At 55.6% G+C, this 14,219-nt stretch carries 11 protein-coding genes and 1 tRNA gene; 7 read left to right on the forward strand and 5 right to left on the reverse strand.

What is annotated here, in order from left to right:
- Positions 1 to 10 precede the first annotated feature (10 nt).
- The 3 genes from K8I84_RS14380 to pyrF are packed head-to-tail and all read left to right on the forward strand — an operon-like array spanning position 11 to position 2,219.
- Complete coding sequence (locus K8I84_RS14380; RefSeq protein WP_223795475.1) at positions 11 to 313, forward strand: LapA family protein; 303 nt, start codon at positions 11 to 13, stop codon at positions 311 to 313.
- The gene (gene lapB, locus K8I84_RS14385) at positions 313 to 1,482 is read left to right on the forward strand and encodes a lipopolysaccharide assembly protein LapB (RefSeq protein ID WP_223795476.1); all 1,170 of its coding nucleotides are present in this window, start codon (positions 313 to 315) and stop codon (positions 1,480 to 1,482) included. Before K8I84_RS14380 ends, lapB begins: the two co-directional genes overlap by 1 nt.
- A gap of 29 nt (positions 1,483 to 1,511) precedes the next feature.
- Positions 1,512 to 2,219, forward strand: a complete 708-nt coding sequence (pyrF, locus tag K8I84_RS14390) for an orotidine-5'-phosphate decarboxylase (protein WP_411722687.1) — start codon at positions 1,512 to 1,514, stop codon at positions 2,217 to 2,219.
- Positions 2,220 to 2,294: 75 nt separating this feature from the next.
- On the opposite strand, the gene K8I84_RS14395 is transcribed toward pyrF, so the two are convergent.
- Both K8I84_RS14395 and K8I84_RS14400 read right to left on the reverse strand, forming a co-directional pair.
- A tRNA-Asn gene (locus K8I84_RS14395) sits at positions 2,295 to 2,370 on the reverse strand.
- A 70-nt stretch (positions 2,371 to 2,440) separates the two neighbouring features.
- Positions 2,441 to 3,625 carry a pyridoxal phosphate-dependent aminotransferase gene (locus K8I84_RS14400; RefSeq protein ID WP_223795478.1) on the reverse strand — a complete coding sequence of 395 codons (1,185 nt, stop codon included), beginning with the start codon at positions 3,623 to 3,625 and terminating at the stop codon, positions 2,441 to 2,443.
- A gap of 195 nt (positions 3,626 to 3,820) precedes the next feature.
- On the opposite strand from K8I84_RS14400, the gene uvrB reads away from it, so the two are divergent.
- A complete protein-coding gene (gene uvrB, locus K8I84_RS14405) occupies positions 3,821 to 5,881 on the forward strand; it encodes an excinuclease ABC subunit UvrB (protein ID WP_223795479.1) in 2,061 nt (686 codons plus the stop codon).
- 1 nt (position 5,882) lies between these two features.
- Here uvrB and rimI read toward each other — a convergent pair whose 3' ends face one another.
- A complete protein-coding gene (gene rimI / locus K8I84_RS14410; RefSeq protein ID WP_223795480.1) occupies positions 5,883 to 7,001 on the reverse strand; it encodes a ribosomal protein S18-alanine N-acetyltransferase in 1,119 nt (372 codons plus the stop codon).
- Positions 7,002 to 7,196: 195 nt separating this feature from the next.
- Between rimI and K8I84_RS14415 the strand changes: the two genes are divergently transcribed.
- Positions 7,197 to 8,696: a RimK family protein gene (locus tag K8I84_RS14415; RefSeq protein ID WP_223795481.1), complete on the forward strand. Its 1,500-nt coding sequence runs from the start codon at positions 7,197 to 7,199 to the stop codon at positions 8,694 to 8,696.
- Positions 8,697 to 8,702: 6 nt separating this feature from the next.
- On the opposite strand, the gene K8I84_RS14420 is transcribed toward K8I84_RS14415, so the two are convergent.
- The gene (locus K8I84_RS14420) at positions 8,703 to 9,857 is read right to left on the reverse strand and encodes a cation diffusion facilitator family transporter (protein ID WP_223795482.1); all 1,155 of its coding nucleotides are present in this window, start codon (positions 9,855 to 9,857) and stop codon (positions 8,703 to 8,705) included.
- Between the two features lie 410 nt (positions 9,858 to 10,267).
- On the opposite strand from K8I84_RS14420, the gene K8I84_RS14425 reads away from it, so the two are divergent.
- Complete coding sequence (locus K8I84_RS14425) at positions 10,268 to 11,305, forward strand: quinone-dependent dihydroorotate dehydrogenase (protein ID WP_223795483.1); 1,038 nt, start codon at positions 10,268 to 10,270, stop codon at positions 11,303 to 11,305.
- 206 nt (positions 11,306 to 11,511) lie between these two features.
- Here K8I84_RS14425 and rmf read toward each other — a convergent pair whose 3' ends face one another.
- Complete coding sequence (rmf, locus tag K8I84_RS14430) at positions 11,512 to 11,724, reverse strand: ribosome modulation factor (protein ID WP_223795484.1); 213 nt, start codon at positions 11,722 to 11,724, stop codon at positions 11,512 to 11,514.
- A 319-nt stretch (positions 11,725 to 12,043) separates the two neighbouring features.
- On the opposite strand from rmf, the gene rlmKL reads away from it, so the two are divergent.
- The gene (rlmKL, locus tag K8I84_RS14435; protein ID WP_223795485.1) at positions 12,044 to 14,218 is read left to right on the forward strand and encodes a bifunctional 23S rRNA (guanine(2069)-N(7))-methyltransferase RlmK/23S rRNA (guanine(2445)-N(2))-methyltransferase RlmL; all 2,175 of its coding nucleotides are present in this window, start codon (positions 12,044 to 12,046) and stop codon (positions 14,216 to 14,218) included.
- Position 14,219: the final 1 nt, after the last annotated feature.

Here is a 14,219-nt window from a genome sequence, read left to right on the forward strand (position 1 = left end):
GTGCCTTTTTATGGCGGGATTACGGAAAATTTTAATCATTCTGTTGGTTCTGGCCCTCGTGCTGTTGGCGCTTGTGTTCTCGTTGAATAATCAGATGGCGGTATCGCTCAACTTCTTGCTGTTTGAAACAGCACCACATGGAGTCGCGGTCTGGATCATCATGTCGTTCGTGATTGGTGCGCTGGTTGGTGTGCTTCTCACGTCTCTCGCCACTCTTGGCACGTCTGTTTCGCGGCGTAGCCTCAAGAAAAAACTCACTCGTGCCGAACAGGCGCTGGAGAAATCCCAGGTTCAGAACGACCGGACGATTTAATGGATATAGTTCTTCAGTGGCTGCTCTTGACTGCAGCCGTTGCCGCAGGGTGGGCGTTAGCGCGGCTCAGTAACCCTGCCTCCCGGTCTCGAAAGAGTATTTCCGACGAAAGTTCTGTACGAGAAAGGCTTCAGTTTCTTTTTACCAATTATTCCGATCAGGCCGTTGATAACTTCGTTCAATCTCTGGCGGTCAACAAGGACACTGTCAGCCTTCACCTTTCCATTGGAAGCCACTTTCGCCTGAAGGGGGAGACTGAGCGGGCCATTCTTATTCACCAGAATCTGTTGGCTCGGCCAGATCTGCCTTCCCGGTTTTCCCCGCAAGTGACGCTGGAGCTGGCCAAGGATTATCTGAACGCCGGACTTCTTGATCGGGCCGAAGCCTTGCTGCAGGAGTTGATGGGGGATCGCGAATACGGTCAGAGGTCGGCATTGCAGCTGATCGAGGTGTATCAACAGGAAAAAGAGTGGCATAAGGCAGCGGATGTCGCGCGGACGCTCGCAAAGGCCGGGGCTGACCCTTCGGTATCCAAGTCGCTGGCCTACATCACTTGTGAGCTTGCGGATGAGGCTTTTAGAGAGGATGATCGCTGGTCGGTTCAGAAGCTTTGCAAAGAAGCGCTGGAGTACGACCCCTCTTGCGTGAGGGCAACGTTGATCCTGATGAAGTTGCAGATACGTCAGGGCAATTTTCGCGATGCCAGCAACCAGAGCCTGAAAGTATTCGACCAGAATCCCGAGTTCGGACCGGAGGCTGTGGATCGCCTGATGCGTCTGGAAAATGAGCATGGTGATGTGGGGCGCCTTGGCAGGAAGTTGCGTAAGCTCTATGAGCGCTACCCCAGTACCAGTCTTTTGTTGGCGTTGGCCGATTCCGTTGAGCGATCTTCCGGACGTCCGGCAGCAATCGAATTGCTGCGGCAGGAGTTGGAGGTTCGGCCCAGTGTTCGGGGGCTGCTTCGTCTGGTTGCGCTGGCTGGGTATGAAAAAGGCATGACCACGGATGAGGGGCGTCTGGTCAGTCGAATAGGGCATCTTATCCTGCAGAACCGCCCGGTTTATCAATGTGTGAGCTGTGGTTTTTCCGGTCAGCAGTTGCACTGGCTTTGCCCCAGTTGCAAAGAGTGGGAGACGGTTCGGCCCATTCAGGGTGTTGAAGCAGAATAAATTTTCAAGTTTCCAGGGTAGTTAACGTGATTAAATCATCCGATCCCAAGATCGTAGTGGCGTTGGATTTTCCGTCCGAGAATCCGGCCTTGATGCTCGCTGATAAGCTGGATCCGGCCAAGTGTCGGCTCAAGGTAGGCAAGGAGTTGTTTACCAGGTCGGGTCCACAGTTGGTTCGCAATCTGCATGACAAGGGCTTTGAGGTGTTTCTTGATCTCAAGTTCCACGATATCCCCAATACCACGTCGGCCGCTGTGGAGGCCGCAGCGGATCTTGGGGTGTGGATGGTCAACGTTCACGCGTCCGGCGGTGAGCGGATGATGACCGCCTGTCGGGAGCGGCTTGAGCGCTTTGGCAGCGAACGTCCACTCCTGATCGCAGTAACGGTTTTGACCAGTATGGGGGTGGATGATCTGGTGGGCATTGGTATTTCAGGTTCGCCCGAGGCGCATGTCGCTCGGCTTGCGACCCTGACTCGACGCTGTGGCCTTGATGGGGTGGTGTGTTCTGCCCAGGAGGCGCCGAAGCTCAAGGCTGAGCAGGGCCAGGATTTCAAGCTGGTTACTCCTGGTATCCGTCCGGCGTCCGCGGAGCGGGGTGATCAGCAACGGGTTATGACCCCGGTGGAAGCGGTTCAGTCGGGTAGTGACTATCTGGTGATTGGTCGACCGATTACCCAGGCGCCGGACCCTTTGGCGGCGATGAATGCGATTTACAGCGAACTGGCGGCTCTCTGAGTCGCCTTTTCTTTTCATGGGAGTTGGAAAAGAAAAAGGCCGAGCATTCTGTGAATGTTCGGCCTTTCAGAATAGTGGCTCCCCGAGCTGGGCTCGAACCAGCGACAAACGGATTAACAGTCCGTTGCTCTACCAACTGAGCTATCGGGGAACGTCGTCGTGTGACGAGGCGCGTATATTAAGTGGGTGATAGCGCCTCGTCAACCCCTCTTCTTAAATTTTTATCCTAGTGCTTTTTGCAGCCGCTCGACCGCCTTCTGGAGGTTTTCCATGCTGGTGGCGAAGCTCAGGCGCATGTGTCCGGGAACGCCGAATGCGGAGCCGGGAACGATCGCCACACCCGCATCGGTCAGCAGCTTTTCGGCGAATTCAACGTCGGTGGAAACGCTGCTGTCGGCATCAATGGCACCCTGGAAGCTCGGGAAAACGTAGAAGGTTCCGTCACCGTACAGGCATTCAACACCGGGCAGCCCGTTGAGTGCTTCGACGAGCCAGTCGTGCCGTTCCTTGAAGGCGCTGACCATCTCGGAGACGCAATCCTGAGATCCATCCAGAGCAGCCGCGGCAGCCGCCTGGGACACGGATGACGGATTGGAGGTGCTCTGGGACTGGATTTTCTTCATGGCGCCAATGATCTTGGCAGGGCCCGCGGCATAGCCAATGCGCCAACCAGTCATCGAGTAAGCCTTGGACACGCCGTTGAGCACAAAGGTACGGTCATACAGCTCCGGGGTGGCGTTCAGGATGTTGCAAAATGGCTTGCCGGTCCAGAGGATGGGCTCGTACATGTCGTCAGTAGCGACCATGACGCGCGGATGCTTTTTCAGCACTTCACCCAGAGCCTTGAGTTCTTCAAGGGTATAAGCCATGCCGCTGGGGTTGGACGGACTGTTGATCACGAACAGGCGGGTGCGCTCGGTGATCGCATTTTCCAGTTGCTCTGGCGTGATCTTGAAGCGGGTTTTCGCAGTCGTTTCAATGATGACCGGCTTGCCTTCGGCAACCAGCACCATGTCCGGGTAGGATACCCAATAGGGGGCCGGGATGATGGCTTCATCCCCCGGGTTCAGGGTGGCCAGGGCGAGGTTGAAAAAGCTCTGTTTGCCACCACTGGATACCAGAATCTGGTTGGCTTCGTATTCCAGGCCGTTGTCCCGTTTGTACTTCGCAATAATCGCTTTTTTCAGGGCTGGCGTACCATCAACGGCGGTGTATTTGGTCTGGCCATTCTGGATGGCCTCAATGGCGGCCTGCTTGATGTGATCCGGGGTGTCGAAGTCGGGCTCGCCAGCGCCAAGGCCGATAATGTCCTGGCCAGCAGCGCGAAGCTCGGCTGCTTTGTTGGTGACGGCGAGTGTGGGGGAGGGCTTGATAGCCTGTACTCGGCTGGAAAGTTGAAGGTCCAAACTTGCGCTCCTTAAAGCTGCATTTGATGGGTTGCGATCGACGGGCCTGTGCGCCACTGTTCTCGGGTTGTGGGTTGTCTCGGACCGCCTAGCGAACCCGGTGATGTTATCATGAAGCGTTATCATCGCTAAATGTCTATAAGGGAGCTGCGCAATGGCTGGCTCTCACATTCTCCTCAAGGTAGTTGGATTACGATGGCGAAAAAAGACTCCTCCGGCACGCGCGAAGGCGTATTCAAGGTCCATTCTTCCTACCAGCCGGCCGGCGATCAGCCCAAAGCGATCGAAGGCCTGGTGGATGGTATTGATTCAGGCCTGGCTCATCAGACCCTCTTGGGGGTGACTGGGTCTGGCAAGACCTTCACGGTTGCCAATGTGGTGGAGCAGGTGCAGCGTCCAACCATCATTATGGCCCACAACAAGACGCTGGCAGCGCAGCTTTACGGCGAGTTCAAGGAGTTCTTCCCGAACAATGCGGTTGAGTACTTCGTGTCTTACTACGACTACTACCAGCCGGAAGCCTATGTGCCGTCATCGGATACGTTCATCGAGAAGGACGCCTCCATCAATGAGCACATTGAGCAGATGCGTCTCTCTGCCACTAAGGCTTTGTTGGAGCGGCCGGACGCCATCATTGTAGCGACGGTGTCCTCGATCTACGGCCTGGGGGATCCCCAGTCTTACCTGAAGATGATGTTGCACCTGGATCGGGGTGACCAGATTGACCAGCGCTACATCCTGCGCCGTCTCGCCGAGCTGCAGTACACCCGTAACGACATTGAGTTTCACCGAGCCAATTACCGGGTGCGCGGTGATGTGATTGATGTGTTTCCGGCAGAATCCGAGAAAGAAGCGATCCGTATAGAGCTGTTCGACGATGAGGTGGAAAACCTCAGTTATTTCGATCCGCTCACCGGGGAAGTGCTTCGTCGCGTTCCAAGGGTCACGATTTATCCGAAGTCCCACTATGTAACACCCCGGCAGACCGTGCTGGATGCGGTTGAGCATATCAAGGTTGAGTTGGAAGAGCGCCTGAAACAGTTACGGGATAACAACCGCCTGGTAGAGGCTCAGCGTCTTGAAGAGCGGACCCGATACGACATGGAGATGATGCTGGAACTGGGGTACTGCAATGGCATTGAGAACTACTCCCGCTACCTGTCCGGTCGGCGTCCGGGAGAGGCCCCGCCAACATTGTTCGACTATTTGCCACCTAATGCCTTGCTGGTGGTGGACGAATCCCACGTCACCATTCCCCAGATCGGTGCCATGTACAAGGGTGACCGATCCCGCAAGGAAACCCTGGTCGAATATGGTTTTCGATTGCCATCGGCGCTGGATAACCGCCCGATGCGATTCGAAGAATGGGAACGCATTGCCCCGCAAATGATCTTTGTCTCAGCAACCCCTGCGGATTATGAGGCTAACCACGCGGGGCAGGTGGTTGAACAGGTGGTTCGCCCCACCGGGTTGCTGGACCCCGAGATTGAGGTTCGGCCTGCGTCCACACAGGTGGATGATTTGCTGTCAGAAATCCATGCTCGCCTGGAGGTAAAGGAGCGGGTTCTGGTGACCACGCTCACCAAACGGATGGCCGAGGACCTGACGGACTTTCTGATGGAGCACGATATTCGGGTTCGGTACCTGCATTCGGACATCGATACCGTGGAGCGGGTCGAAATTATTCGCGACCTTCGGCGGGGCGAGTTCGATGTGTTGGTCGGTATCAACTTGCTCAGGGAAGGTCTGGATATGCCGGAAGTGTCCCTGGTGGCGATTCTCGACGCGGACAAGGAAGGTTTCCTCCGTTCCGAGCGGTCGTTGATTCAGACCATCGGTCGTGCCGCCCGGAACGTGAACGGTAAAGCGATTCTGTACGGTGATAAGATCACCAAGTCCATGCAGAAGGCGATCGATGAGACGGAGCGCCGCCGCGCCAAGCAGATGGCGTTTAATAAGGAACATGGTATTACGCCCCGGGGGCTGAATAAGAAAATCGCGGACATCATGGAAGGTGCAGCCGGAGGGGGTGGTCGTGGCCGCCGTAAGGGAGAACGGCCGGGTCAGAAGGCTGCCGAGGAAGCGGAAGAGTACCGGGTCAAGGCCGGCAACCGGTCGCCGGAAGAGGTGCTCAAGGAAGTATCCAGGCTGGAGGATGAGATGTATAAAGCGGCTTCGGATCTGGACTTTGAGACGGCTGCGCGCTTGCGTGACGAGATCGCCGAACTTAAAGAGGCGGCCATCAGAACGGCTTGAGTCAGTCGGCCCGTTTCGGGCCGACGATCACCGCTGCCTGCAATGGGTGCTGGCTCCCGTAGCGTGACATTTTCTCGAATACCCGGCGGTCGATGGGCAGGTATTGTTTGTCGGCTACCGTTTCTCCGTTTTCGGTGTCGATTTCCGGATCGTGCAGATAGATGAACTGCTTATCCATGGCGCAAACCGTCACCCAATGAGGAATTCGACTCCGGTTCAGTTGCCACGTGCTGATGAGGATGATGGGAATGCAGCCTTCCTGCAGGGCAGCCTCCATACCCGTCAGGGTGAGTGGGTCGTGATGAAGCTCAATGTTTGTCTGTCCAATGTCGTGCAGAAAGCCCTCGTGGACCAGTTCCAGAACCTTCTTCTTTTCTATGCTCCTGACCGTGTGCTTGAACAGCGGCCCTTCCTTGCTGATCCATGCTCTTGCATGGAAGCCCCGGTGCCAGGCAGCAAGTGCCAGACCATGGGGTCCGCATCCGCCATGGCCTGACAGCATGAATATGGTCGTGGCCTCACGCCAAATCCTAAGCTCTTCGAGGGTTGTCAGAGGCTGGTGCTCGTCGAGGGTTGCCATCGCCATCATCAATGCTGCCGGCCCGCAGGAAAATTCGGTGGTCTGGGGGTAATAGGGCACCTTTGGTACATCGGGCGCTGGCGCGTAGAACAGGATCCTGCGCTCAAAACGCAGGGCGTTGCCGTGGTCTTCGTAATAGTCCCGGTAGGTTCCAAACTGCCGGTATCCCAGCCGCTTGTACAACCTGATGGCATGAACATTATCCTCCCGCACTTCTAAACGCATGATGATCCGGCCTGCGCGAACCGCTTCCTGCTCGGCTCGGCGAATCAGTTCTTCGCCTGCACCCTGACCCCTGGCTCGGGGCGATACAGCAATCGAATAGATGCGTGCAAGTCGGGTGGCCGCATGCATCAACACCAGGCCGTAGCCCAAAAGCTCCGTCCCTTGTAAGGCAACGATCAGCCGGTCCTGCGGCTGTTCCAGAAACCGGCGAAAACTGCGCCGGGATAATCGGTCTTCCTGAAAGCACAGTTGCTCTAGCTGAACCAGAGAATCAAGGTCGGCAAGTGCGGCAGGGCGAAGCATCAGTTCTGACATGGCATCGGGGCTCAATCAGTAGGGTAAGAGGCCAGTTTGAGGGGCTCCATTGAGCTCATTATCGGTGAAATCCGTTTTCAGACAAGGCATTGTGTTATGCGTAAAAGCACTGATTATCAGTTGGTTGTGGTTGTTCTCAGTGTGGAATATCGTTTCGCAAAATAACGTTGGTGTCTTCACGGAGGAGACTCTTGCATGTCCCGCTTACTTATTGTGGTTGACCAATCCAAAGACTGGGCTCCTTACTACCCCAGCGAGGATGTGCTTACCTTTGATCAGTATCTTGAATTGTCCGAGCCCGCGTCCCGCAGGGTTCGTGTCATCAACCTGTGCCAGAGCGCAAAGTACCTGAGTCGCGGGTATTACTGCTCTTTGCTGGCAGAAGCCCGCGGGCACAACGTGGTGCCGTCGGTCATGACACTGAACGATCTCAGTCGAAAGGGGTTGTTTTCCCTGCAATTGGATGAGCTCGATGAGAGCGTGGTCAACTGGCTGGATCGTGCCGGCTGTACAATAGACCCGGCGTCCGATGAACGGCAGGCTACCCGCGAACTGCGCATTCGCACCTTCTTCGGTCAGGTAGACCAGCCGGCATTGAAGCCTGTGGCCCGGCTGGTGTTCGAGCGATTTCCTTGTCCGATTCTGGAGGTGGTGTTCCGTTACAGAAAGGGGTGGCAGATTGATTCCATGAAACCGGCCTCGCCCGCGGACCTGACCGAGAAAGAGCAGGATCTGTTCGCCACCGCACTGGACCGGTTCAGCAGTATGGTCTGGCGTAAACCCAGAAGCCGGCAGCGGTATCGCTTTGATCTGGCCGTGCTGGTCAATCCGGAGGAAGAAATGCCTCCTAGTGATCAGGAGGCGTTGAGGCGCTTTGAACGCGCGGGCCGAAAACTCGGTATAAATGTGGAACAGATTACCCGCAAGGATTTTCTCCGCCTGCCTGAATACGATGGTCTGTTCATTCGCGAGACCACGGCAATTGATCACCACACTTATCGTTTTGCCCGAAAGGCCGAAGCGGAGGGCCTGGTGGTGATCGACGATCCAGTTTCCATTTTAAGGTGCACGAATAAGGTTTTTCTGGCGGATTTGCTGAAAACCAACAAGGTGCCGACACCTAAGACACTGATTCTCTCAAAGGATCAGAAGCGGGCGGTGGAGCAGGTGATCGAGGAGATTGGCTTTCCGGTGGTCATCAAGATTCCGGATGGTGCGTTTTCGAGAGGCGTTACCAAGGCCGAAGACGAAGCTTCGCTGAGAGCCGGCCTGAAAGCGCTTTTCAAACAGTCGGCTCTGGTGTTGGCTCAGGAGTACCTCTATACCGACTATGACTGGCGCATCGGGGTGCTGGGCGGACGAGCGATTTATGCCTGCAAGTACATGATGGTGAAAGGGCACTGGCAGATTTACCAGCACGGCGAATCAAGCAGCGAGAGTGGCGACTTTCAAACCCTGCCTACTTATGAGGTTCCGAGAAAGGTAATTCAGGCTGCGCTCAAGGCCACCAGACTCATCGGTAACGGCTTGTACGGAGTGGACATCAAACAGTCAGGAAAGCGGGTGGCGGTGATTGAGGTAAATGATAATCCCAGCATTGATGCCGGGATCGAAGATCGGTTCCTTGGTGGGGAGCTTTATACGCTGGTAATGCAGGAGTTCCTCCAGCGAATGGAACAAAAGAGGGAAAAATAGAGGTGATCAGGAGTTTTTGACCCATACCCGCACACTCCCGAACCAGGGATAGCCCGTCATTGCTTTGTGAACTTCTGCCTCATTCAGGGTGTCCGCATCGGAATCCAGGAAGAGCTCCAGATGAACCTTGTTCTTGAGATAGTGAAGCCGAAGGCGAGTCTTGGTCGGATAATCGCTGATGTGTTTTTCCAGCGTGCGTTGGATATCCCCACGTGATGGAAGTTCTTCCGACGTGGGGGATAGCTCTTCATCATTTTCGGCATCAATGTGGAAGTTGATGTCCCGAATGTTCTCCAGGGCCTCTCTCATGCCACTGGCGACCTGAACGCCGATCTGATGGCCTTCCGATACGCTGATATCCGGTCGCACCACCAGATGGACGTCAAGCAGGATATCCTGACCCATTTTGCGGCTGCGCAATTCGTGGATGTTGCGCACCCCGTCGGTATTGCGGGCGATGGACTTCAGCATTTCGGTGTCTTCCGGGGAAATGCTGGTATCAACCAGTTCCTTTACGCTGTCCCAGGTAAATTTCCAGCCAATGTGAATAATGATGACGGCGATAACGACAGCCGCTACAACATCCAGCCAGGCAAGACCGAACATTGCTCCCAGCGTTGAGACCACAACGATGACGGAGGAAAACGCATCGGTCCGGCTGTGCCAGGCATTAGCGATGATCAGGTCTGAACGAATCTGGATACCCACTCGCCGGGTGTAGTGGTAGATCCACTCTTTTCCGACCACAGAGAGTCCTGCCGCAGCAAGTACTGGCCAACCGGGAATTATATCGGCCTGGCCTTGCCACAAGCGAAGGATGTTTTCCCAGGCCAGGGCTGCACCCACGGCGATCAGAATGCTGCCGAGTACGAGAGTCCCCAGAGTTTCTATTCGCTGGTGACCATAAGGGTGGTCCTCGTCGGGTTCCTGTCGGGAAACCCGCATGACACCCAGCACAACGAGGTCGGAGGCAACATCACTAAAGGAGTGTATGCCGTCGACAAGCAGCGCCTGGGAGTGAAAAACGGCACCTGCGATGACTTTGATGACGCCCAGCACAGCGTCAAGAATCATGCCGATGATTGTGACCTTGGAAGCAGCCCTGGCCTCGGCGGAATAGTTATCTCGCCGAGCAGAATCTGCTTGAGGCAAATCGTTCATTTAAAATGCTCCGAACCGGGGCGGGAATTTCAGTATAACCTTATTGCTGAAACTTGGGCATCTGTACCAAAAACCAGGGTGGCGCTGCACCATTTATGCACAATATGACCAAAAGATGCCTGGCTAACATTTTGTTCATCTAACGGCAATGGTCTGCCAAAAAAATTATAACCCATTGAAATTAAAGATAAAAATAACTGGTCAAAAAATGATCAATTTGTAGATTGGCGCAGTTATCAAGGGATGGGCGAGGTTGCTACAAGTTTTTCAACAGAGTTATCCACAGATTTCGTGGAAAAGCATCTGAGACCCCCGTGGTATAACAAGTTAGATGCGTTTCGCCTTTTCCGTGCGATGCTGTGGAAAAGTTTCGGTATACTCCGCCCACCATTTTGCAAGGAGTTTCTTCGATGTACGGACTGATTCGCAGCCTGCTGTTTCGTCTGCCTCCAGAGCAGGCTCATAATCTCGCACTTGGCGGCCTGGATGCGTTATATCGCCTGGGATTGCTCGGCCCGTTTTCCGCGAAGGTTGAGCCACTGCCCGTGCGCGTCATGGGGCTGGATTTCCCCAATCCTGTCGGGCTGGCTGCCGGTCTGGATAAAAATGCAGATCACCTGGATGCTCTGGGGGCACTCGGCTTTGGCTTCATCGAAGTAGGCACAGTCACTCCGCTGGCCCAGCCGGGAAACCCGAAGCCAAGAATGTTCCGGTTGCCAGAGCATCAGGCCATTATCAATCGCATGGGTTTCAATAATGATGGTCTGGAACATCTGGTAGAGCAGGTCGACCAGCGACGCTACGCCGGCATCCTCGGTATCAATGTGGGGAAGAACAAGGATACCCCCAACGACCAATCCGAATCGGATTACCGAAAGGGGATGGCAGCGGTTTATGATCGGGCCGACTACATCACCGTCAATGTGTCTTCGCCGAACACGCCGGGCTTGCGTGACCTCCAGTTCGGCGATTCGTTAAAGAATCTGCTGGACGCCATCAAGGACGAGCAGGGAGTGCAGGAAAAGAAGCACGAACGTTACGTGCCGGTGGCGGTGAAGATCGCTCCGGATATGGACGATGAAGGTATTCGTTTTGTCGCCCACGCCCTCAGGGACTCCGGTTTGGACGGTGTGATTGCCACCAACACGACCATTTCCCGGGATGCTGTGACTGGCCATCCCTTTGCCGGAGAGGCGGGCGGGCTCAGCGGTGCTCCAGTCCGCGAGGCGTCGGTGAGGGTGATACAAGCGCTGCACGCCGAACTTGGAGAGAGCCTGCCCATCATCGGGGTTGGCGGCATTACCGATGGCGAGAGCGCCGCGGAGAAAATCAGGGCAGGAGCGAAGCTGGTTCAGATCTATACAGGCTTTATATACCGCGGACCAGAACTGATTCGTGAGGCGGTTGAGGCGATCCGGAAGGAGCAGGTGGTGGGTAGCCGGTCCTGAGGTGATCCGGGCGTGCTTGCGCAGAAATAGAATGGGCCCGCTTAGCGGGCCCGTGCGGGGAATAAACCCCGTTGCGCTTCGTCGCATGGTACGGGGCGGGAGGCCCCGTTTCGGTTATTCGTAGAACTTCACTAGATTGTCGTTTGCCTTAGCTTGTCTTGTGTACTGAAAAACCAGATTAAGATCCGGGGCTTAGAGTCTGTGCGTCATGCCGACGTGACGTTGGAGAGTTTGTGAATGCCGGAAACGCCGGTCATACCCTCCCAATTATCGGTGCGACCTTCTCGCCAGCCGTTCAGCCATTCCTGGCGAACTTCGGCTTGTTCATTTGGGCAGCTGTCTTTCGGCTTACCTGACACGCCAGCGAGATAACCCCGCTTGTATGCACGTGCGTACATATCTCTTTTCTGTCTTTTCATGCCGTTCCTCACTAATGGATTAACAGAACAAGCGTGTACACATCTGCAGTGGCTGCGACAATGGCTACCCGTTGCGGGATAAGTCCTTATTGTCATTACAAGCCAGAGCAGTCAGGATCCTGTTAACGGAGGAAAATACCTTCCTCCTGAACGACGCGTCACCTAAAAGGTAAGTCCAACGTCGTGCCGATGTACACTAATTATTTAATCTATGTGACGTAATTCTTATAGTTTCATGCAATAAACTTTTCAGCCTTCTAAGCAAAAAAGTCTTTATTCCAGAAACTTACGAGAACCCTCTTCTGACCGGGAGCCAGCCTTGTCCACGTGTGTCTTTTTCGTAACCTGCCCGAAGGGTGTTGAATACCTTCTGGAGGACGAACTCCGTACTTTTGGTATGACCCCCACCCGTAATGCACCTGCCGGAGTGTGGGCCGAGGGCTCGCTGGCGTCCGGCTACAGGGCATGCCTGTGGTCCCGGCTCGCGAACCGGGTCATCCTGCATGTTCAGGAAATTTCCGCTGGCAGTGGAGACCAGCTGTACGAGGGTGTCCTTGGGGTCGACTGGAGCCAGCACATCCCGGTTAATGGCAGCTTCAAGGTGACCTTTCTCGGTCAGAACAGCGCGATTCGCAACACCCAGTTCGGCGCCCAGCGAGTCAAAGACGGCATCGTGGATGCCTTCCGGGCTGCGGGCATCAAGCGGCCCGAAGTCAGCCCCAAAACGCCGGATGTGACCGTTTCTGCCCGGTTAAACCGGGGGCGATTGGCCCTTGGTATTGACCTGAGTGGCCAGAGCCTTCACATGCGGGGCTATCGGACTGACAAGGGATTGGCGCCTTTGAAGGAGAACCTGGCGGCAGCGCTGCTGCTGCGTTCGGGATGGCCTGATATTGTCGGGCAGGGCGGCGATTTCGTTGATCCCATGTGTGGTTCTGGAACGCTCGCTATAGAGGCAGCAATGATGGCGTTGGACATGGCGCCCGGCCGGAAGCGCGACCGGTTTGGCTTCGAGCGTTGGCCTGGCCATCAGCCCGAGATCTGGCTGGAGTTGAGGCAGGAAGCCGAGCGCCGAGCCCATGAGGGTAAACAAGGGCGGATACCCCGCATTGCGGGGTTCGATATGGATAGCCGGGTGATTTCCACCGCCTGGAAAAACATCCAGCGAGCCGGCCTCGAAGGCATCGTTCATGTTGAATGTCGGGCTGTCGAGTCCCTTTCTCTGGATGGTGACTGGTCTGAGACAGGACTCGTTCTGGCTAACCCGCCGTATGGGGAGCGTTTGAGCGAACGCCGTGAGTTGGGGGCGTTGTACCGGTCACTGGGCGATGCCGTGAAGCGTGTGGCCCAGGGCTGGCGGCTGGGGGTCTTTACTGGCGCCCCGGAGTTTGGCCGTTCTATTGGTCTGCGCAGTTACAAGCAGTACAAGCTGTTCAACGGCAAGCTGCCTGCGCAGCTTCTGCTGTTCTCGGTGGATGAGGCCAGTGAGGTGACACCGCGGGAACCACATGAACCCGGCAAGCTGACACCAAGAATTGCCAACGAAGAGCGGGCCTCGATGTTTCGTAACCGGCTCAGGAAGAATCTGAAAGCGATCGGGCAATGGGCGCGCAAACAGGGTATCGGCTGTTACCGTCTGTACGATGCCGATATGCCGGAATACGCGCTGGCTATTGATCTCTATGAGGGGCATGTGCACGTTCAGGAATACGCCGCTCCCAAATCCATCGATGAGCGCTCGGCTCGGGAGCGTCTGGCTGAAGCGATGGCGGTTATTCCCGAGGTTCTCGACGCTGATCCGGAGCTCGTGGTCCTGAAGCAGCGCCAGCGTCAAGCCGGTACCCAGCAGTATGAAAAACAGGCGGCCAGTGATGAATATTTCGAGGTTCATGAGCACGGCTGTCGATTCAAGGTAAACCTGAAGGATTATCTGGATACGGGGCTTTTCCTGGATCACCGACCCGTTCGGCACTGGATCCAGCAGCATGCCCATGGCAAACGGTTTCTCAATCTGTTTTGCTATACCGGCGCGGCTACCGTCCACGCAGTGGTTGGTGGGGCCAGCCGGTCACTGAGTCTGGATATGTCCAAAACCTATGTGAACTGGGCGCGGGATAATCTGGCCCTGAATGGCGCGGACACTAGGAAGCATAGGGTTGAGCCTGCTGATTGTATGGCCTGGCTTGCGGCGAAACCGGCTCAGGGGGAGATCTTCGATCTGATCTTCATGGATCCGCCCACTTTCTCAAACTCTGCACGCATGGAGGGTGTGCTGGATATTCAGAAGGACCACGGGGCCATGGTGCGGCAGGCGATGGCGCGGCTTTCTGCGGACGGGCTGCTGATCTTCTCGAACAATTTCCGGCGCTTTAAGCTGGATGAGTCGATTGAGAGCGAGTTTGAAGTCCAGGAGGTAAGTGCCAGTACCATCGATCGGGATTTCCAGCGAAACCAGAAAATCCATCGGTGCTGGCATATTCGTCACAAGGGCTGAG

Origin of the sequence: Marinobacter sp. F4216 (assembly GCF_019931195.1) — a bacterium.
Classification (GTDB): Bacteria; Pseudomonadota; Gammaproteobacteria; order Pseudomonadales; family Oleiphilaceae; genus Marinobacter; species Marinobacter suaedae.